The organism is Streptomyces sp. R33 (genome assembly GCF_041200175.1).
GTDB classification, from domain to species: domain Bacteria; phylum Actinomycetota; class Actinomycetes; order Streptomycetales; family Streptomycetaceae; genus Streptomyces; species Streptomyces katrae_B.
In genome coordinates this window covers 41,685-60,597 of record NZ_CP165727.1, presented here as the reverse complement: position 1 = coordinate 60,597, position 18,913 = coordinate 41,685, and the positions used below count along the sequence as shown (strand labels likewise).

The 18,913-nt window shown below is 68.7% G+C and carries 17 protein-coding genes and 2 pseudogenes; 8 read left to right on the top strand and 11 right to left on the bottom strand.

Annotated features, from left to right (window positions below; translation table 11 throughout):
- Nucleotides 1–75: 75 nt before the first annotated feature.
- The 3 genes from AB5J51_RS00300 to AB5J51_RS00290 form a co-directional block, all read right to left on the bottom strand.
- Nucleotides 76–930 carry a GntR family transcriptional regulator gene (locus AB5J51_RS00300; protein WP_369780179.1) on the bottom strand — a complete coding sequence of 285 codons (855 nt, stop codon included), beginning with the start codon at nucleotides 928–930 and terminating at the stop codon, nucleotides 76–78.
- The gene (locus AB5J51_RS00295; RefSeq protein WP_369776315.1) at nucleotides 930–1,466 is read right to left on the bottom strand and encodes a hypothetical protein; all 537 of its coding nucleotides are present in this window, start codon (nucleotides 1,464–1,466) and stop codon (nucleotides 930–932) included. Before AB5J51_RS00295 ends, AB5J51_RS00300 begins: the two co-directional genes overlap by 1 nt.
- 476 nt (nucleotides 1,467–1,942) lie before the next feature.
- Nucleotides 1,943–2,368 (bottom strand): ATP-binding protein, encoded by a 426-nt coding sequence (locus tag AB5J51_RS00290; protein WP_369776314.1) that lies wholly within the window; start codon nucleotides 2,366–2,368, stop codon nucleotides 1,943–1,945.
- Nucleotides 2,369–2,516: 148 nt separating this feature from the next.
- Between AB5J51_RS00290 and AB5J51_RS00285 the strand changes: the two genes are divergently transcribed.
- Complete coding sequence (locus tag AB5J51_RS00285) at nucleotides 2,517–3,761, top strand: helix-turn-helix transcriptional regulator (RefSeq protein WP_369776313.1); 1,245 nt, start codon at nucleotides 2,517–2,519, stop codon at nucleotides 3,759–3,761.
- A 46-nt stretch (nucleotides 3,762–3,807) separates the two neighbouring features.
- Here the strand turns inward: AB5J51_RS00285 and cutA are convergent, their stop codons facing one another.
- Entirely contained in the window at nucleotides 3,808–4,134 is a 327-nt protein-coding gene (gene cutA, locus AB5J51_RS00280; protein WP_369776312.1) for a divalent-cation tolerance protein CutA, read from the bottom strand.
- 155 nt (nucleotides 4,135–4,289) lie between these two features.
- On the opposite strand from cutA, the gene AB5J51_RS00275 reads away from it, so the two are divergent.
- A protein-coding gene (locus tag AB5J51_RS00275) for an IS5 family transposase (RefSeq protein WP_369776274.1) occupies nucleotides 4,290–5,137 on the top strand; the annotation gives its coding sequence in 2 pieces (ribosomal slippage) (nucleotides 4,290–4,665 and nucleotides 4,665–5,137; 849 coding nt in all).
- A gap of 6 nt (nucleotides 5,138–5,143) precedes the next feature.
- Here the strand turns inward: AB5J51_RS00275 and AB5J51_RS00270 are convergent.
- The 4 genes and pseudogenes from AB5J51_RS00270 to AB5J51_RS00255 form a co-directional block, all read right to left on the bottom strand.
- Entirely contained in the window at nucleotides 5,144–5,596 is a 453-nt protein-coding gene (locus AB5J51_RS00270) for a hypothetical protein (protein ID WP_369776311.1), read from the bottom strand.
- Nucleotides 5,593–5,985 (bottom strand): hypothetical protein, encoded by a 393-nt coding sequence (locus AB5J51_RS00265; protein WP_369780410.1) that lies wholly within the window; start codon nucleotides 5,983–5,985, stop codon nucleotides 5,593–5,595. The genes AB5J51_RS00270 and AB5J51_RS00265 overlap by 4 nt, the downstream gene beginning before the upstream one ends.
- 894 nt (nucleotides 5,986–6,879) lie before the next feature.
- Nucleotides 6,880–7,086 (bottom strand): annotated as a pseudogene (locus tag AB5J51_RS00260) (helix-turn-helix domain-containing protein); the annotation flags it as partial.
- A gap of 307 nt (nucleotides 7,087–7,393) precedes the next feature.
- A complete protein-coding gene (locus AB5J51_RS00255) occupies nucleotides 7,394–7,927 on the bottom strand; it encodes a UTRA domain-containing protein (RefSeq protein WP_369776310.1) in 534 nt (177 codons plus the stop codon).
- 139 nt (nucleotides 7,928–8,066) lie between these two features.
- Between AB5J51_RS00255 and AB5J51_RS00250 the strand changes: the two genes are divergently transcribed.
- Nucleotides 8,067–8,660: a hypothetical protein gene (locus AB5J51_RS00250; protein ID WP_369776309.1), complete on the top strand. Its 594-nt coding sequence runs from the start codon at nucleotides 8,067–8,069 to the stop codon at nucleotides 8,658–8,660.
- A 436-nt stretch (nucleotides 8,661–9,096) separates the two neighbouring features.
- Here AB5J51_RS00250 and AB5J51_RS00245 read toward each other — a convergent pair whose 3' ends face one another.
- Complete coding sequence (locus AB5J51_RS00245) at nucleotides 9,097–10,260, bottom strand: calcium-binding protein (RefSeq protein ID WP_369776308.1); 1,164 nt, start codon at nucleotides 10,258–10,260, stop codon at nucleotides 9,097–9,099.
- Nucleotides 10,261–10,608: 348 nt separating this feature from the next.
- Here AB5J51_RS00245 and AB5J51_RS00240 point away from each other — a divergent pair, with 348 nt between their 5' ends.
- From AB5J51_RS00240 to AB5J51_RS00230, 3 genes and pseudogenes are all read left to right on the top strand, one after another.
- The gene (locus AB5J51_RS00240) at nucleotides 10,609–11,136 is read left to right on the top strand and encodes a hypothetical protein (protein ID WP_369776307.1); all 528 of its coding nucleotides are present in this window, start codon (nucleotides 10,609–10,611) and stop codon (nucleotides 11,134–11,136) included.
- A 143-nt stretch (nucleotides 11,137–11,279) separates the two neighbouring features.
- Nucleotides 11,280–11,789: pseudogene (locus tag AB5J51_RS00235) on the top strand (ECF subfamily RNA polymerase sigma factor, BldN family); the annotation flags it as partial.
- A gap of 483 nt (nucleotides 11,790–12,272) precedes the next feature.
- Nucleotides 12,273–12,518 carry a hypothetical protein gene (locus tag AB5J51_RS00230; RefSeq protein WP_369776306.1) on the top strand — a complete coding sequence of 82 codons (246 nt, stop codon included), beginning with the start codon at nucleotides 12,273–12,275 and terminating at the stop codon, nucleotides 12,516–12,518.
- Nucleotides 12,519–13,322: 804 nt separating this feature from the next.
- On the opposite strand, the gene AB5J51_RS00225 is transcribed toward AB5J51_RS00230, so the two are convergent.
- Nucleotides 13,323–13,721, bottom strand: a complete 399-nt coding sequence (locus AB5J51_RS00225) for a VOC family protein (protein ID WP_369776305.1) — start codon at nucleotides 13,719–13,721, stop codon at nucleotides 13,323–13,325.
- 95 nt (nucleotides 13,722–13,816) lie between these two features.
- Here AB5J51_RS00225 and AB5J51_RS00220 point away from each other — a divergent pair, with 95 nt between their 5' ends.
- Both AB5J51_RS00220 and AB5J51_RS00215 read left to right on the top strand, forming a co-directional pair.
- A complete protein-coding gene (locus tag AB5J51_RS00220) occupies nucleotides 13,817–14,806 on the top strand; it encodes a helix-turn-helix transcriptional regulator (protein ID WP_369776304.1) in 990 nt (329 codons plus the stop codon).
- A 359-nt stretch (nucleotides 14,807–15,165) separates the two neighbouring features.
- On the top strand, nucleotides 15,166–15,600 hold the full coding sequence (locus AB5J51_RS00215) for a hypothetical protein (RefSeq protein ID WP_369776303.1): 435 nt from the start codon (nucleotides 15,166–15,168) through the stop codon (nucleotides 15,598–15,600).
- Nucleotides 15,601–15,684: 84 nt separating this feature from the next.
- On the opposite strand, the gene AB5J51_RS00210 is transcribed toward AB5J51_RS00215, so the two are convergent.
- Entirely contained in the window at nucleotides 15,685–18,903 is a 3,219-nt protein-coding gene (locus AB5J51_RS00210) for a LysM peptidoglycan-binding domain-containing protein (RefSeq protein ID WP_369776302.1), read from the bottom strand.
- Between the last annotated feature and the right edge of the window lie 10 nt (nucleotides 18,904–18,913).

Sequence of the window (18,913 nt, the reverse complement as noted above, 5' to 3'; positions counted from 1 at the left end):
TCGCGATCGGCCCGACGAGAGGAGTACCGGTTAGCGGACCAAGAGCGCGTAGCAGTCGGCCGGAGCGGGGTGCGGTCATGGAGTCCTCCGACAGGCGTAGGCCAGAAGCCCCCGAATGCCCATGGCGAGGCAGGCCGTGTGCCACAGGCCGTACAGCGCAGCGTCGGGAAGCGGGGCCGATGCCGCCTCCAGTACCAGGGCCGCCGCACGTTCCCCGCGGCGCATGGGATGGGGACTCCCGGGCCGAATGGGTGGCAGGACCTGCGCCGCGATGACGCGCATCTCCTGCCATGCCCTCTCGACGTCCTCGGGCGGCAGGAACTGCCGGCTGCGCCAGCGGGTGTACGCCAACCTGACGGCATCCCGTACTTCGTCCTCGCTCAGCCCAGCGGTGCCGGTGGCTCGCCGTGGAAGGTCTGCCGTTCGGGGCGGGGTGAGCAGCCATCCTGAAGGCAGGACCACACGACCCAGCCCCGGCCTTCGACCTAGCCATCCTTCGTCTTCCAGAAGGTTGAGGGCCTGACGCACGAGCGATGGTTCGGCGACGCGATCACGGGCAAACTCGCTGATCGCCGGGAGCGTCCCACCGGGAGGGTAGAGCCCGCCTGCGATCTGATCGAGAGATCGGTCGGCCAGGTGACGCGCCCGCGAGAGGCGCTCATCCAATGCATGAGGTACTGAGATGTGGGGGCCCTTACGAATCAGCGCGCCGGCCGCTGTCAGGTCCCGCAATGCGCGCGGCAGCAGGGCGGCGGGCACACCGAGATCGGCGGCGACAACCTTGGCTGGCAGGACCATCCCCGGCGCGTATCGGCCGAGGGCGATGTGGTGGGTGATCTGCTCGCATAACTCCGCCACAGTTGCTTCCCGGTCCGCGGCCTCACCGGGGGAGGCGTCCGGAGCACCCGTCAACAGTGCAGCTGTCGGCATCACGCCGGCCCTCCTTCAGCACGGACGGTGAGCGTCGCGTGTTCGGCTAGCCGAGGGGGACGCTGGAGCAGATGGTGGGAGTCTCCGTAAGGACTACTGACTTCGCGGACCTTGATCCAGCCACAGGCCTCTTCGAGATACTTGGCCAGTGCGCTCGGACGGACCGCGCAGCGGATCCAGACCGGCGGATCGGACTTACGCGCTGCGTAGTCGCAGAGCCCGGACACGAGGATCGCGCCCACCCCCGGCTCCCTCGGAAGGGTGTGAGCGAGGGAGAGCACCCAGCTCGGCTCCTGCCGCTCATCGAGCGTCCAACCGGCCATGGGCGCCGCGGACTGCACCGCGAGGGCAGCGACGAGCCTCTTGCCGTCCCACATTCCGACCGGCACCATGCCGGGCTCGGGGAGGCGTACGAGCTGCATCAGGTTGGAACTCTCCCCGCGCAGCGGGAGGCTGTTCTCCGTCAGCCAGTGCATGCGCAGGGCCAGCAGTTGGTTGAGCGCCGGAACATGATCGGGCGTGAGCGGCTTCGTCACATACATGGGTGTGGGCCTTGGTGTGGAGGGGATGAAGGGGACAGGACGGAGGTCGGTAGGACGCGCAGGGAGGCTGCCTTCCGCGGAGGCGTGCGGTGGCGCTGGCCTCGCCGCGGTGGGGCGCAGCGGATTGCCGGTGTTGGAACCGTCCGGCTGTCCGGGCTCAGGGCAAGCGGATCGCCGGACGGATATCTTGGGAACAGGATGTGGCTGCCACAAGCTCTTCGAGGTCGACGGTCGTGCGGCCGCGCAGGGCTATGACGCTTCGGGCCGCGAGTGTCCACCGAATCCGTGGATCCGTATGGGCGACGAACGGGGGCTACGCGGCCATCAGCCCCAGCACGATCAGAGCCTGCAAGATCTACTGACGGCGGCCCACCCGATAGCGCCTGTCGACCCACCGTTGGCGGTCCATCCACGCTCATAAGCCGTTCACCGACTGATCTCGGACAGTGCCATCGCGCGGATGCGAGCCATCAGGCGCTCTTCCGCGTGAATGACAGCCGGCACCAAGACCTGCCGGCCTCGACGCCCCAGTCCTGGGCGATGGCAGCGACAAGCAGTAAGCCACGTCCGCTCTCGTCGTCCGGGGTGCTGACGCGAGGGACAGGACACGCGGTGGATCCGTCGTGAACTTCCACGTGCAGATAGCTGTTGGTGAGGCGGAGCAGGACGCGGATTTCACCGTCACCGTGCTGGAGGGCGTTCGTCACGAGCTCCGTCACCACTACATGCGCGTCGTCGATCAAGCTCGTACATCGCCACTGAGTCAAGGCAACCCGAGTGGTGCGGCGCAGTCGCTGCAGCCACATTGCGTCCGCCCCCTTGACGGCCCCGGCGTGGCCCTCCCGGGCAGGAGAGATGGCCACGTCCAATCCCTGAGTGCTGATGGTCTCGGTCACGGACACATCACACTGCGTTCAGCCCGCGACATCCAGCGGGAACTGAGAGGGGGAAATGAGGGCCGAAAATCGCGTCAAGGGGGAATTGAGAGGGGGAAATTGGGGCCATGATGCTCCCAACCGAGAGACTGGGGCGACACTCATGGCTATGCGGCAAGATCCGTTCGGTGAGCTGCTCGCGAAGCTGCGCAGGCGCGCCGGGCGTACGCAAGAGCAACAGGTCGACGCCATTCACGCAGTAAGCGGCCGGAACGCGATGACGCGGCGCGAGCTGAGCAGGTACGAAAACAACGAGACCATCCCGACAACACCCACTATCAGGGACATGGCTGCTGCTTACGGCATGCTGGCCGAAGACCTGTTACAGGAGGCACAGCACGCTCGTGCTCGGCGGCGACGAGATCGGGCTGCCCTCGACGAAAGGGACGATCAGAACGTGAAACGGCGAACGCTGCTTGAAGGCGCGGTAGTCGTAGCGGCAGGGTCTGCGGAGCCCTGGACCCGGTTGACTCACGCCATCAGCGGGGCTGGAGGCATCGACGAACAGGCAACCCGGGTACTCGTGGATGAGACCCGCCGCCTCCACACCAGCGAAATGCAGGTTGAAGCGGCGCACCTTCGATACAGGGTGAATACCCACCTGGACGCCATCACCTCCGTGCTGCCCCGGGCCGGTAGGCAGCAGCAGGCCCTGACCATCGCTGCCGGTGAGACCGCCGCTTTGGCTGGTTGGCTCGCCTGGGACCTGGGAGACCACCGCACAGCGCGGAGCTACTATCAGGTGGCCGCGGAGTGCTCGTCTGCCGCCGGCCACCCACCCCTGAGAGCCCTTTCCTTGGCCTACACCAGCTACGGCTGCGTGCCGAATGAGGCGATCACCCTTCTCAGGGAGGCCGAGCAGTGCGTTCGCGGACCAGGGCACGCGACGGCCGCCGCATGGATCCACGCACGTCACGCCGAGGAGGCCGCGCGCCTCGGGGACGAACTTCAAGCTCTTCGCGCACTGGACCGGGCCCGGATCGCGTACGAGTACGCCGACCACACGGCAGAGGAAGCCTGGGTCCAATTCATGACGCCATCTCGCCGGGACTCCCTAGTGCTGTCGGTATACGGACAACTGCGACACCCTGAGCTGCTCGACGCAGCTAACGAGGCCACCCAGAGACTGGGCGACGACCTGTCCGACGCGGGGGTGGTGGTTCTTGGTGATCTGGCCGTTGCGCACCTTCAGGGGGGATCCCGGGAACAAGGCGTCCACGTCGTCCAAGAGTTCGCCACCGCGGCCGCGGCCCGGACGACGACAATGGGACGCTCGCGGGCTTCGGCTATCGCCAGCCTGCTCCCAACTTCGGAACGCGATCTGGCCGAGCATCTGAAGGAGCTCGCAGCGTAACGACGGAGGCTCGACCCTATCGAGCCCCCGCCGTTCAGCCTCAAAGCTACTGGGGCCTGGTCTCGTCAGCTACCCACTTGAGGTAGGCATCCGAGCCGCCAGCCACGGAAAGCACAATGAACTCTGGTACGTCGTACGGGTGATTCTCGTGCACCCACGCCCGGAGCTCCGGCACGCGGTCCACCGTGGTCTTGTACGAGATTCGCCACTCCGTGGCCTTCTCCAGCTTGCCCTGCCACCAATAGGTGGCTTCGAACGGCGCGTCAAGGTGTGAGCACGCGGCCAGTCGCTGTTTCACTGCCTCCTCAGCCAGCTTCCGGGCGCCCTCCTCCTGATCGATGGTCGTGTGAACAATGACGATTTCCGTTGTCACGGTGCCCCCTTGCGCTTGCCGACTTGGACCTTGAGCCTACGACTCGCAGGCAGGGCAGGACCGCCATCCCAAGCGACGCCCGGCCCGGTCCTGGGCCGCGCACCACGCCGCGACGGCTTTACAACCCCTAACGAAATGATCTTCGGGCTGGTTGGATGTCCCTGAGAACGTTGATCTGGGGGTGTGGGGTGGCTCGGCGGAAGCCGTGGGAAGTGGACGATGAACTCTGGGCGGTGATCGAATCGCTCCTGCCGAGGGTGGAGCGACGGACTCGTCATCCTGGTCGGAAGCGGCATCCGGACCGGCTGGTGTTCCAGGGCATCCTGTTCGTTCTGCACACCGGGATCGCGTGGGAACACCTCCCGCAGGAACTGGGGTTCGGATCGGGCATGACCTGCTGGCGGCGCCTGGCTGAGTGGACCGAGGCCGACGTCTGGCCGCGGCTGCACGAGACCCTTCTGGCCCGGCTCCGCGGGGCCGGCGCTCTGGACTTCTCGCGGGCCGTGGTCGACGGCTCCCACATACGCGCGTTAAAGGGGGCTCCAAAACAGGGCGAAGCCCCGTTGACCGGGGCAGGAATGGCAGCAAGCACCACCTGATCACCGATGCCACCGGCATTCCGCTTGCCGCCATCCTGACTGGCGGCAACCGCAACGACGTCACCCAGTTCATCCCCCTCCTCCAGGCCGTCCCACCGGTTCGCGGCAAGCGCGGCCGGCCCCGTCGGCGGCCCGACACGGTGCTCGGGGACCGCGGCTACGACCATGACAAGTACCGACGCCTGGCCTGGGCCCTGGGCGTGAAACCCGTCATCGCCCGACGCGGCGTCCCACACGGCTCCGGCCTCGGCACCGAACGCTGGGTTGTCGAGCGGGCCTTCGCCCACCTCCACTGGTTCCGCCGATTGCGGATCCGCTGGGAAGTCCGCGACGACATCCACGAAGCCTTCCTCAGCCTCGCTTGCTCACTCATCTGCTGGCGACGCCTGAAGTCATTCCGATAGCAGTTCTTAGGCATCGGAGGCGGCGAGGGCGATGTGTACTATCCCCTCGTACTTGCCGTCGCGGGTCTCGTTCACGCCCGCCGCGTAGACCGCCGCGGCGATCCTGGTGCAGTTGAGAGCCTGCTGGTGATCGGGTACCGCGTTCTGGTCCATCACTCCCGCAGTGATTCGCGGGCTCGTGCCCAGGGGCTCGGTGCGTGCCGTGATCTTGGCGCTCATGGAGGTTCCCTTGATCTCGCGTCGCTTGGATGCCGAGACGAACGTAGGGCGGCTGCGAGTCAAGATGGCGGCAATCCGCTGGAGGGTGCCGACCTCGTTGTTGGCGTGCATGACGGAGACGAGGACGCACGGGCTGGCGGCAACCCACCCGAAACCGCGCCGCGCCCGGCCGTCGTCGGGCCCGCCGAGGACGTAACGTAGTCCATGCGCCGGCAGCGTGTTCGGGGTTGTGTCGGTCATATTTGTTGTTGGGCGTAGGCGGCGAGTTCGGGGTGCTCCCGTATGAGTTGTTCCTGCAGCCGGCGTACATCCTCGACCTCGGTGGCGGCGCGTTGTTCGGCTTTGGTCTGGTCCTGTGCTGAGCGGGACCGCTCGGCATGCTCGGCATGGGCTTCATCGAGCATGTGTTCCCACCGGATTGCCTGTCGTAGCCGTTCGGCTTCCTGCGCTGTCTCGGCCTCGGCGGCAAGTCCTGCCGTCGCACGCTGGATCTCAGTCTGTTCTGCTTGGTTCCGGCACTGCTGGCACAGCCCGTCGTCGGGTCGTGGTCCTTTGCCGGCCGCCGAGCAGTCCTCGCCGTCGCATTCCCACCACCGGAGCTCCGCGGCGTTCCCCCGTTGTGCGGTCACTGGGCGCTGGCGGCGGTCTGCCCGGCGTTCTGCGCATTTGGGGCATGCGTCGTCCAGGTGGAGGGTTGTGCCGTCCTCGCACATGGGGTCCGGGCAGTCCGTGGACGGGCGCACCAGCCCGACCGCGGCCCCGACGGGGGAGGCGAGTTCCCCTTCGGCCAGGGCGCGGGCGTAGCCGTGCGTCCACCAACGGCGTTGGATCCGCTCGAGTAGCTGCTGGGGGGTCCGTCCTGCGTCCAGGGCGCGCAGGATCGCCTCACGCAGCGCGGCCGGGGGGTGGGGCGGCAGCAGAGGTGCCAGCTCCCGCGGCCATCCCGCTTCAACGGCTCTGACCGAGTCAGCCAGTCCCGGAGACAGTCGCAGCCGGGTCGTCTTCGGTGACCTGGCTGCCGGGATGGGCGCGCCAGCGCCCGGGGACGCGGCGCAGCCGCTGGCCCCTCGCGGGCTACTACCTGTTGTGGCCCTGCGGGCGTCATCGGCGCTACGCGCCGCAGGCGCTATCGGGGTTTCTGGAGAGGGGAGGGTTATAGGGGAGGGTTGGGGGATTGTCAGTCCCCCCTGCGGGGATTGACAGTCCCTCCTTCCCCGGGACTGAGAGTCCCCCCGTCCGCCGGATTCGAGGGGTTTTGCGGGAGGGGACTGAGAGTCCCCTCCCTTCTGGCGTGGCTTTCCCTTGTCGCTGCGCTCTGTTCGCGGTGGGGCGGGTGGCAGTGTGGGGCGGGTGTGCTGTGTGAGTGGGGGCAGGCCGCGGTGTGCCCGGTCCTCGTTGACCCGTGTCAGTCTTTCGGGGCCGTACCAGGCTGCCGGGATCTGCAGGTCGTAGACCTTGGGGCGGGCGTGCGCGGGGATGTACCGGGCGGCTTCCTGGTCTCCCAGGGTGATTACACCCCGCTCGGCGAGCGAGGCCAGACGCCGCTGCACGGTCTTGACGTCGCAGAGCGCGATCCGGGCCAGCGTCCGCCGCGACGGGAAGGCATTGGTGCCGTCCGGATCCGCTTTCTCTGCCAGGCCGGCCAGCAGCATCCGGTCCGTCGTACTGTTCACGGGGCTGTCATGCAAGGCCCACAGGATTGGCTCAAGCGCCACCGTGCACCACCACATCCAGGGCGAACCCGTTGATGCCGTGTACGGGGGCCTGTGGCGCCCTCAGGATGATTCCGCATAAGCTCATGGCTCAGCGCACCTCTCAGTTCACGCAACTAGGTGCTCTTCCCCGCGCAGGCGGTCCAGGCCTGTACGAGGACCTGCGAGCCCCGCCACTCGTGGCGGGGCTCGTTCGGTTCGGGCGAATCCTCACGCCCTACAAAACGGCGCCGATGCCACCGGCCTGATCACCGATGCGCCCCGTGTGGCATCACAACCGGGCAACGGCGCAGCCGGTGAGTCACCGTTGAGGTTCCGCGACCCGCTACGGCACCCCGCCGGCCAGCGGCAACTCCCCGTAGTGCAGCTCCAGACGGTCGGCAGCGCCCACCACCCGCAGGGCTTCCAGCGCGCGGCCGCTGCCGCTGCGCACCACGCGCTCGATACACATGACCGGTACCCGCTCACCGATGCCGAGTTCCGCGGCCTCGGCCTTCGTCGGCGGCCGGGCTGTCACCGTCTCGCTCGCGGTTTGGGGATCCAGTCCAGCTGCGGTCATGGCCCCGAACACGCCGCCGACAACCTTGCCCGGCTCGTCGAGTCCCGCTGCGGCAGCCACTTCGGCCGGATAGTAGGCGTTCTGGACCTGCACGACATCCCCGTCGATCACGGCATGCCTGCTGCGGCGAACAGCAGGAGAGCCCGGTTCAACTTCGAGCAACGAGGCAATCTCGGTCGGGGCGGAGATCCGCTCGACGAACAAGGCAACGACGCTGCCTTCCAGACCCACCGCGGCCGTTGCCGTCTCCCATGGCCCCTTGTCCCCACCCGGGCGCAGTACAGCACCGTAGCGGCTCAACGGGACACGAACGCGAGAGCGGTCGCGAACAACCGTCCCAACTCGCGGCTTGCGCAAGACGAGACCACGGTCGACGAGCTCCCGGTAGGCCCGTTCAATGGACGGCTTTGACTCACCAGCTGTGTTGGGGGAGCAGGCCATGGAGGGGTCCGCAGATAGGGATGAGAGCCTCGTCCACGCGCTGAACCTGGACCCCGCACATGACGAGAAGGGTCAGGACCACCCCCACGGTCCCGAATTCCCCGGAGCGCCGCCTCCGGTACAGCCGGCCGTTCCGGTGGCCTCCGAGCCGGCCCGTATGACGCAGGCGGAGCTCTGGGAGGCATGCCGCTCGTACGCGGCGCGCACCGGCGCGCCCCCTGATGCTGCCGCTTTCGTCGTGCACCCGGCCGAGGCGTACGGGCTGGTGGACCCGGTGACCGGCGGGCCGCTGCCCGCGACAGAGGTGGAGGAGCTGCTCGCCCGGTTCCCCGAAAGCCGGATGGCTGCTTCGGTGACCGGTGGCGTTGAGGCCTCCGGACCCCACCCCTTCTTTGGACCCCCCTCGGCCCGCCGCGACGTTCATCCACCGGCCGCGCACGCCTCTGTGCCCGGTCACGTGCCCGCGCCCGCGGCTTCGGCCGGGGACTTGTTGTCGGCCCCGGAACGTCAGCAGATGTCCCCCAGCGCGCTGACCGGCCCAGCCACAGGCCCGGCCGGAGAGATCGAGCGCGGGGAGGGCGAGGGTCAGTGATACCGGGGTGTCCGCTGCTCGGCTACCCCAGCAGCAGGCCGAGGAGCCGGCCGAGACCTGATCCAGCATCAAATCCTCACCGTCGCCGGCTGGCTCGCCGAGGCCGAAGAGAGCGGCGTGAAGCTGTCCGGAGCAGAGGTCGCCCGCCGGCTGGGAGTTTCACCGAAGACAGGTCAACGCCGCGTCATCGATGCAGGCAAGCACCTCACCGAGCAGCGCCGCCAGCAAGGACGCGCTCACCTCCGCTCCGTCTGAAGATGATCATCAGCTCGTTGCCAATGGCCAGTGACCGATGTATGCACAGGGCGCGTAGCAGCCGCGCAGGGGGCCGACGCACGCTGATATTCTCGGCCAGCGTCGCGCGTCCCCCAGGGCGAGTACGTCGGCGACTGGGGGCCCGGTTGTTCCGCGCGGGTTGCTTCCTCTTCAGGCGAGGTCAGGCCTCGCAGTTGAGCTCGGAGTCCGTGCCGCCTTCGCCGTCGCAGTCGTCGATGCCTGCGTTGCCATTGAGTGTGTCGCTGGCGGGGCCTCCGCGCAGGAAGTCGTCGCCGTCGCCGCCGCGGATGAAGTCATTGCCTCCTGCGGTGCCGAGTGTCTGGCTCCAGTCCGTGTTGTCGCCGAAGATGTGGTCGTCACCGCCCCGGCCGTCGATCACATCGTTGCCCGCTGTCGATCCGGCCGGGTCGACAAGGCTGCTGTCTCCCGCGAGCACGGTTTCGCCCGCGCTGCCCCCGGTGATGCGGTCGTTTCCGGAACCCACGGCCGTGCCGCCGGCGAAGTGGTCGCCCCAGGCGCCGAAGGCGCCGTCCACGCCGAGGTCGATGACGTCGTCGCCGCCCGCGCCTGTCACGTTCCCGAAGGGAGACTGACTGTCGCCCGTCACATCACCATTGACTCCCTCCCCTTCGAACAGGATGTCGTCCGCCGCGCCGGTGGCTCCGTACCAGCCGAACGCGTCGCCGGTGAGGGTGTCGTCCCCGCCGCCGCCGTCGAGGCGGTCGGCCGCCGCGCCGTTGGCGTAGTCGCCCGAACTGTCGCCGATCAGGGTGTCGGGATCGGCCCCGCCGAGAAGGATGTCTGTCGAGGCTCCCGTAGCCGTACCCTGAACGGCCGAGTTGTCGCCCACCAGGACATCGAAGCCCGCCCCGCCCGAGAGGTAGTCGCGCCCGGTCGGGCCGGTGACGTCTCCGGTGAACGCCCGGTTGTCGCCGACGAGCCGGTCGTTGCCGTTGCCCGCCTCGAGCCGGTCGTCACCCTCCCCGCCAGAGAGGCTGTCGTCACCCTCCCCGCCTGTGAGGATGTCGTTTCCGCCAAGGCCGCAGATTTTGTCGTTACCGCCCAAGCCGTCGATGACGTCACGGCCAGGGGTGCCGATGATGACGTCGTCGCCTGCGGTACCAGTGGTTCCGGTGACGGTGGCGGCCAGATCGAAGCAGGTGGTCGCGGCGATGGCATTGCTGGCGTCGAAGCCGACGAAAGCGGCCGCGGTGAGTGCCGGGGTGCAGATGGCCGCCACGATCCGGTGGGCGGATCGGGACGGACCAGTACGGCGTCTTGGGGTACCGAGCATGGCGGTGTTCCTTCCGGAGACGGCGATCATGATGCGCGATACCTGCCAGCGTCCGGCCTCGGACTCGTCACCGTGCCGATACTTTCATCCGATCGATTGGTGACGATGTACCAGGCGAAGCGCGGAACCGATGCCACCGCCCGTGACTTGAGCGCCGCCAGGCGGGCTCTTCGTTGAGAAGTCATTGTTCTATCGATCATGGTGGACATGCGTTCGAGTGTGCTGCTCGGCCGGGTGATCCTTCGGCAGTCTGGGCATGAAGGCAGAGCTTCCCGAGCAGCTCATGGGTGTCGTAGCGCACCGGCACGCCCTGGGACTCCCGCAGGACTTCTCCGATTTCCACCCGGCACGCCTCCGCTGCTCCCTACGATGCGCGGCATGGATTGGTTGGCGGCCGCAGCCGTGGGCGGGCTGGGTGGAATCGCGATCGAGGCCTACGACATCATCACCGCGCTCAAGTGGCACGGCGTTGCGCCCTGGAAGGTCGGTCCGGACACCGTCAAGCGACCCGCTCGCCGACCGGACCTGCGGCCGGGCGAGGAGAAGCTGCCAGCGCCCGGTCGTGCCGCCTACACCGTGGCGGTCGTTCTCAGCACGCTCGTCAGCGCCACGCTGGCCGGCGTCCTGGCGGCCACCTACGATTACGCGACGGTTCCGGCGGTGTCGTTCGCCGTCGGCATGGGCGCTATCGGCAGCCTGCAGCGGCTCGCCAAACTCGTCCCGCTCCTCGTGGCGAACCTGGTGAACAGCTCGCTCCAGGCCATGGTGGCCACCCGCCGCCCGGAGGACAAGCCTCCCGCGGACACGAAGGAACCCTCCGTTGAGCCTGAGCCCGCGTCCGAGCCAGCCCCGACCGAAACGCCCGCCGAGCAGGGCGAGCACGTGACGGAAGGCACCACTCCGTGATCCGCGGTGAGTCCTTCGGCGGCCGGGTGCTGGCCGTGCTGTCCCGGCGCTCACCGGGGTTCCGCCCGCCCGATTCCGCACCACCGCCCACTCAGGAAGTCGAAGTCGCTGTCCAGGCCCGAGCGCTGGACTACGTGGTCGCCCTGGTGGCACGTGCCCACACCGGTGAAGTGACGGCCTTCGGGGCGTTGGTCGACCACTACGCGGACACCGTCTACCGCTACATCTACTACCGGGTCGGCAGCAAGGCCACCGCCGAGGACCTCACCAGCGAGACGTTCCTCCGCGCGCTGCGCCGGATCGGCACGTTCACCTGGCAGGGCCGGGACTTCGGCGCCTGGCTGGTCACCATCGCGCGCAACTTGGTGGCCGACCACTTCAAGTCCAGCCGCTTCCGGCTGGAGGTCCCCACCGGCGAGATGCTCGACTCCAACGAGTGCGAGCCCAGCCCGGAGGACTCCGTCCTGGAGTCGTTCTCCAACGCCGCCCTGCTGGACGCCGTCCGGCGGCTCAACCCGCAGCAGCAGGAGTGCGTGGCGCTGCGCTTCCTGCAGGGCCTCTCGGTGATCGAGACGGCCCGCATCATGGGCAAGGACGAACAAGCCATCAGGACCCTCCAGTACCGCGCTGTCCGTGCCTTGGCCCGGCTGCTCTTCGGGCCCGTCCCGCTGTCCGCCATCTCGCCCGAACAACCCGCTTCGGCGCCCCCGGCGTCCGGTCGGAACGGCCGGACCGCCATTCTGGAGCGCATGGTGCCGGGCCAGTTGCTCGGGCTCGCATTCGACCGGATGCTTGTCCTCCACGACAGCTCCGCCGCCGAAGCCGACAGGCTTGCCACCACGATGCTCCTATCCATCGTCACACAGCTGCGTGACGTCGCCGCTCGCGGCCGGGGCATGGACCCGATCTGGCGCAACGTCATGCGGGCCCAGCTTATGGTGGCGTTCGAGCAGCAATGGGCCGGAGGCTCGCCGGCCACCGTCCCACCCCAACGGCGTCGCCGACGGCGCTGACCGCCAGAGAGGGAAGTCGGGAGTCTTCTCCTCAGAGCTTCAGAGGCCCGAACGTGCCGTCCTGGAAGGTGATGGCGTTGGTGCCCGCCGTCATCGGGCACCAGAAGAGGAAGCCGGGATGGCGTGGCATACAAGGGAGACGGTTCGGCCTGCGGCTCTTGGGTGGCCAGGGCCTCGGCCAGTTCCAGGCGGGCGATGGCCCGCCGTTCCAGTACCGCCTCCGCCTCCGCAAGCTCGGCCAGCACCCGCTCCGCCTCCTCGCTGGAGCTCTTCGACCCGAACCTGCGCAGCCGTCTCGCGTGCATCCAACACCCCGTAGCCGAAGCCATCGACGACCTCCGCGTCATCCCGACAGACGTGACGGCCTGAAGCTCTTCCTCGATGCCACGGAGTGCATGCATGACCAGTGGAAACTCGCCGATCATGTCCGGAAAGACAACGGCTACTGGGATCAAGCAGATCGCTGAGCTGGCGATGCCCATCCCGGCGGTGCGGGCGAGACGATCACAGCCCCTATGCGATGGCGAGCCATCAATGCTTGGCCCTCGATTTCTTCGAGTACGACGTCCATCAGTGCCTGGACGAGTTCGCCATGGCAGCTGCCCGGCAGGCTCGCCTCGGGCTTTCGGCCGTCAGCCGGGACGAGCTCATCGACTGGTCACCGCTGACCGATGCCTCCGTCACCGACGCCCGGTGTCGTGACATATGCCTGGCGACGGGGCCACCGGTGACTGGTGACGTGACTGGGCATCGGTCATGGCCTGACGGACCCTGGTGGCGATGCGACTGGTGATTGATTCGGTGACCAGTCCGGTGACGGAATCGGTGGGTGACCGACTATCACCTCACCGGTGCGAGGTCACCAGCGGGCCGAGTCTGGAGCCCCATTCGAAGCGAGCGGCCCGCGTGGGCGAGGCGGCACCTGGTCGTGCTCGGCTGTTTCCGCCGTGACCGGTCCAACAGCCCGCACGCCTTTGACCTGCGGTTTGACCGATGACCGGTGACCGATCCGATCTGCATCGGTCATGACCGATCTTGCAAAGTCACCAACCCCCTACATCGGTGCATGTGTCCCATCTCATTTGACCTGGTCCGATTCGCTCGGCGTCTCAGATGATTTGGTCCCTATCGAGCGTGCCGCCGGGACTGGCCCCGCCAGGGGGCCGCGCTATGTCAGCGAGCGAACTTCTCGATGGCCGCCGGCGTGACGGGGGTGAAGAAGTTGACGAGGTTGCCGTCGGGGTCACGGAGCAGGAGGGACCGGTTGCCCCAGGGCATCGTGGTGGGCTCGGTCACGAAGTCGGCGACGAAATCGGCCAGGTTCCGGTGCACGCCGTCCACGTCGGCGACGAGGAATTCGATGATCACGGTGTTGTTGTCGGCCGGACGGGCGGAGCCGGGTGCGAACAGTGCCACGGTGCGGGTGCTGCCGATCGCGAGGGTCCCGCTGGCGGTCCGCAGTTCGGCGAAGTCCTCGGTGGACCAGTCCGCCCGCACTCCGGTGGCTCGCTCGTAGAAGTCGACGAGGCGCGCGACGTTGCCTGTGATGATCCGGGTCGAAACGAAGTCCATGGTGCTCTCCTCGGGGTTGGTGGAGCCGTTGCGCTTCGGACGCTAGAGCAAATAGTGGACAGAATCCGTCCGGTATTAGCGCTAGGCTGGTGGACATGGCTCGACCTACTGGCCGCGTGCTCGCTCTCCTGGAACTCCTGCAGTCGGGCGGCATCAGAACGGTGACCGAACTCGCCGACCGGCTCGGCGTCGACGGGCGCACCGTGCGGCGGTATGTGGGCCACCTGGTCGATCTCGACATCCCCGTCGAGGCGGTCCGTGGCCGCTATGGCGGGTACCGGCTCGCCCCCGGGTACCGCTTGCCTCCGCTCATGCTCAACGACGACGAGGCGCTCGCCGTGCTGCTCGGGCTCGTCGCCGGCCGCAGGACGGGGTTGCTGACGGCGACCGAGACCGCGGGTGAGACGGCAGCGGCCAAGATCCGCCGGGCTCTGCCCGAGAGGCTGGCCCGTCGGCTCGACGCTGTCATGGAATCCCTCGCCTTCACGACTCCGCCTGGCGAGTTGGCCACCCCGGAGACCGGGATCCTGCTCGCCATTGCCGATGCGGTACGCCATCGCCGCCCGATCTCGATCAGGTACACCACCCGAGACGGCCGACGAAGCGAACGCACGCTGCACCCGTACGGGATCGTCACCCATGCGGGCCGGTGGTACGTCACGGGCACCGATCCCGGGATCGGCCAGGACCGGACATTCCGGCTCGATCGCATCGCGGACGCGAGGACCCTGCCCGGCTCCTTCGAGCCGCCCGCCGGACTCGATCCGGCACAGCGCGTCCTGTCAGGGCTCGCCAAGGCCGCGTACCAGCACGAAGTGACCCTGCGGATCCACGGGACGGTCGAACAGATCCGCACCCGGCTTCCCGCCAGCGTCGCGAGCCTGGAGGAGCCCGCGCCCGTGGAAGACACCGATCCGCACACCGAGCGTTGGATCCACGTTGAATTGCGGGCAGAGCGGCTCGACTGGTTGCCTCCTGTACTCGCCTCGCTCGACCGGCCGTTCGTCATCGAGCAGCCGGACGAACTCCGAGACCTTGTGATCGCGCTCGCCGACCGTTTCGCAGCCTCTGCCCGCCAGGCCTGACGTCGCTGTCTACTGCGAGAGTCCCAGTTGCGGATTCCCAAGTCACTGGCCGCGGGTCCGTACACAACTGAGATAAAACCCAACATTCAGGCTTCCAGGACCAGATCGCTTGCGATTGTCGGCGGTTCGGCGTCTCAGTTGATCTGATCGCCGCAGGTCACGGCCCTGGATCCGGACCAGATCATTTGAAACGGACAGCATGCCCGGTGACTGGCAGCGTGCGCACCGGTCGACGGAAGCGAGGCGCGGCTGCGCCAGGGCTGGTGAGCTATCCGGGGGCTTCGTTGCTCCCCATTCGTCGGTCAATGCCAGCCGATCACTTCTAGGCTGATGGCTGACTTGATGATGAGGAGGGTGACGTGGGCACGGTCTTACGGATCGATGTGGATGGCGCGGTCGTCGTGCTGCCCTGGCCGGGTGAGGATGCGGGTCGGTGGCAGGTGGTGCGTACTGCTGTGGGCGGTCCGGCGGATGCGGCGGTCTATCACCGCAGGACGCAGCTCCATGTGCATGGGAATGGGCAGTCTGAGCGGCTGCCGATGAATCTGTCGGTGTGGGTGCTGGCGTCCGTGTGGCGGGGGATGGAGATCCCGTACGGCTTCTACGGGCCGGTGGTCGTTACGGGGCCGCAGCTGGATGCCTTGGACGAAGCGATGGCTGAGGAAGTACAGGCGGCATGCGTGGCGGTGGCGGAAGTGCGGGAGGAGTGGGTGACGCGGCAGCCTGCCGGTGAGTGGCAGGCTCGTGCCGAACTCCTCGCCGCGGCCCGTCACCGGGTAGCGGCGCTCGCCTGAACGCTGGACCGCCAGCCCGCTCTGAAATGGGTGTGGGCCCCTGCAGCTGCAGGGGCCCACACCCATTTCAGAGCGGGCTGGGTATCAGGTTGCCGTGGTCCCGACTGCCGTGGGGGAGGGCCGGCCGGACAGGACGAGGTCGATCGTGTCCTCGGTGAGGCTGTCGAGGGTGATGTCGTAGGTGCGGGCCATCTGCTGCACTCGGGCGACCGTCCTGCGGATGGCGGCTTGGTTGTCCGCGGCCCATTCGATGTGGAGCAGGTCCCGGTAGAGGACTTCCGAGGTCTCCTCGACGTCGAGGCCTTGCTGGACGGTGCGGCGGGCGGCGTCGAGGTCGGGGGCGGTCCCGTCGGTGTGCCAGCGGGCGAGAGTATGGGCGGTGTCGGTGATCCGGGACAGCATGTCCTGAATGACAGGGTCAGCCCAGGGCAGGGTCCGCCCGTCGAACGGCTTGCCCCGCACCAGCCCCATCGCCGTTTCCAGATCCGCGATGCCGCCCTCGGGCCCGGCGGCCAGCCCGCGCGAGGCCAACTGCTGGAAGCGGTCCCAGTCCGAAGTCACCGCCGGGTGGAAGACGTACCCGCTGCCGCTCTTGGGCCGCGGCAACAGCGGGTACCCGTCGTCGGTCAGGCCGATCTGATTGCGGAGCTCGGACAGCCGTGAATGCAGCGTGCGGGTGGACCACGGGTTGACGGGGTCCATGGCCTGGCACAGGTACTCGGCGCTACGCCCGGGGCGCAGGTGGATCAAAGCCGCGATGGCGTTCGTGCGAGGGCTGTGCGCGGATCCGAGGCCGCCGGTGATGCGCAGGGGGCCCAGCATCTCGATACAGACCGTGTCCTCGTCGCCTTGGCCGGCTGTGGTTCGGGCCGCAGGGATGAGTTCGCTGGGCTGGCCCGGGCGGGCGTGTTCGCCCGGCGTACCGGCGGAGGGTTGGCCCTTGGCGCCGGCGGCTTCGGCGGCGTCCGCGGCTTCGGTTTCAGCGGCCGCGGGGTCGCCTGGGGCGGTGGCCGCAAGGAGGGCGGGGAAGGGGTTGCCCGGGTCGTGAGCGCCCTCGCTGGTCACCCGCACGGTCAAAGGCGCGCTGGTGGCAGCTGGCTGGTCGTGGTCCTCGGCGAACTCCCACGCCCCGGTCGCGGTCGCGGGTTCCTGCACGGATACCTGAAGTGCGTGGACGTACTGCAGGTACTGCTCGTCGGTGATCCGCTGCAAGGTCACCGGCTCGTCCAGCAGCGCGAGGCGGACATCTTGATCGCGCGTGGTGTCGAGGATTTCGGCGTGGGGGAACGCGCGCCGGGTGGTGTCGGTGGCGGGCAGGACGACCGCGGTGTGCAGAGTACGGGCAGCGGCGAGGGCGTCAGCGAGCTGGGTGACGTGTTCCTGGTCGCTGTCGCCGGCGCCGATGAGTAGCCACGGCAGCACCTGTTCGCCGCTCTGGTGGGCTTCGAGGAGGAGTTCGCCGAGGTCGGCGGCGACGGCGGGCAGGTGGGGCATGGTGCGGATCCGGCCCTGGGGCAGGAGCCCCGCCAGGCGCGAGCCGAGCCCGGCGGTGAGGATTTCGCTGTAGTCGGTCCAGGCGCAGGTGCCGAGCTCGAGTGCGAGGGCGCGGGCGACTTCGAGGACCTCGTCGGCCTTGCCGTCCAGGAGCAGTACTCGGCATGTCATGAGATCGGCCAGCAGCAGACCGGTCTCGGTCGCTCCGAGGGTGACCAGCCCCGGATAAGGGGCTTGGACGTCGCCCGCCTGGTCGGCGGGCAGCAGCACAGCCTGGCCGTCCAGGATCCATGATCGAGGGTCACCGCCCATGTTGAAGGGGGTGAGCAGCTCGGCAGGTTCGTCAAGCAGCAGGGTGATGCCGGCGGCATCGATGCGGGCACCGCGCAGCGCAGGCAGTTCGCGCTCTGCCTCGGCGGCGTGGTGGGCGAGAGTGCGCAGGACACGGTCGAGGAGCCCGACTGCGTCCGGCTCGCCGGCCGCGCCCAGGACCTGCTCCACGGTGGTGGGGTCCGGGTCTTGGGCGATGGTCTGCCCGGCGCGGCGCTGGCGCTGTTGGAGGATCCGGCGGACTCCGAGGGCGCCGGCCAGGGAGGCGGCCAGCAGGGTGCCGATCCCTGCGACCAGCGCCCAGTTGATGTTCGCGGGGCTCTGGGTGCTTGGGGTGGTGGTGTCACTGGGGGACGGGGCGTCCGGCGTGGGGATGGTCTGCTGCGGGCCGCCGGCCGAGGGAGCCGCAGTTGACGGCGCGGGTTCGGGTGTCGCGGGTGAGGATGCTGATGGTGCGGGGGCGGCCGGCGACGGTGTTGCCGGGGGCGCGGCGGGCGCCGGGGTCTGCGGCGGGGTGGGTGTTGCGGTGGCGGGCTGGGGGAGAGTGAGCCGCTGGCCGGGGTAGATCAGGTCCGGGTCCGTGAACACGTTGCCGTCGGGCAGGGCCTGGCCCTTGTTCAGGTCGAAGATCTCCTGGTATCGGTCGGCGTTGCCCAGCGTGGTCGCGGCGATGCCGGACAGGCTGTCGCCCCTCCGGACGGTGTACGTCGCAGGAGCCGCCCCGGTTTGCTGCGGCGTTGCGCCACCCGTTGCAGCCGGGCGGGCGTCGGCGGGGAGGCGCAGGCTCCATCCTGGCTGGATGGGCTGGTCGGCGTGGAAGACGGTGCCGTCGCCCATGGTGCGGCCTTCGTTGAGTGCGGCGATGTCGCCCCACCGCTCGCCGTCGCCGAGGCGTTCGGCGGCGATGGACCACAGGCTCTCAGCGGGGCGGATGTCGCGGACGGTGTGGGTGACGGCCGTGCTGGCCGCTTGTTCGGAGGCTTCTGCTCCGCCTACTGCGCTGGTTTGCGTGCCCGCAACGGGGGCCGCGCTTGCGCTGATGTTCGGGGTGCTGGCGGGTGCTGCGGTGGCAGGGGCGGCGAGGGCGGTGCCAGCGGGCAGGGCGAGCATGACGGCGCCGACGAGTGCGGCGGCGGCTCGCTGCCCGAGCAGTCCGCGGATCTGCGGTGCGGTGCGGCCGCGGAGCTGGGCGGGGATCTCGAGCAGGACCGCGCAGGCGAAGCATGCCCATCCCGCCCACCCGGCGGCGGCGAGGACGAGGAGGAAGACCTGGCCGGAGTCCTCCGTGGACAGCAGGCTGGTCAGGGCGGCGAGTCCGGGCGGTCCGACGAGGGTGGTGGCCCACCACAGCAGGGCCGGCAGACCGGCCAGCAGCGCGGCCAGCACGGTCAGGGCCAGCAGGCCGCGCAGCATTGCGGCCGCGGTCTGCGCGCCGGCGCGCCGCCGCGGCGGGGTGGGGGCGGGGGTGGGCTTCGGCATCGGCCGGTCC

Bases quoted from the DNA above. Each gene is read 5' to 3' on its own strand.
- AB5J51_RS00300 (WP_369780179.1), bottom strand. From the start codon at position 930: ATGCCGACAGCTGCACTGTTGACGGGTGCTCCGGACGCCTCCCCCGGT.
- AB5J51_RS00285 (WP_369776313.1), top strand. From the start codon at position 2,517: ATGCGGCAAGATCCGTTCGGTGAGCTGCTCGCGAAGCTGCGCAGGCGC.
- AB5J51_RS00270 (WP_369776311.1), bottom strand. From the start codon at position 5,596: ATGACCGACACAACCCCGAACACGCTGCCGGCGCATGGACTACGTTAC.
- AB5J51_RS00250 (WP_369776309.1), top strand. From the start codon at position 8,067: ATGGAGGGGTCCGCAGATAGGGATGAGAGCCTCGTCCACGCGCTGAAC.
- AB5J51_RS00245 (WP_369776308.1), bottom strand. From the start codon at position 10,260: ATGATCGCCGTCTCCGGAAGGAACACCGCCATGCTCGGTACCCCAAGA.
- AB5J51_RS00240 (WP_369776307.1), top strand. From the start codon at position 10,609: ATGGATTGGTTGGCGGCCGCAGCCGTGGGCGGGCTGGGTGGAATCGCG.
- AB5J51_RS00225 (WP_369776305.1), bottom strand. From the start codon at position 13,721: ATGGACTTCGTTTCGACCCGGATCATCACAGGCAACGTCGCGCGCCTC.
- AB5J51_RS00220 (WP_369776304.1), top strand. From the start codon at position 13,817: ATGGCTCGACCTACTGGCCGCGTGCTCGCTCTCCTGGAACTCCTGCAG.
- AB5J51_RS00210 (WP_369776302.1), bottom strand. From the start codon at position 18,903: ATGCCGAAGCCCACCCCCGCCCCCACCCCGCCGCGGCGGCGCGCCGGC.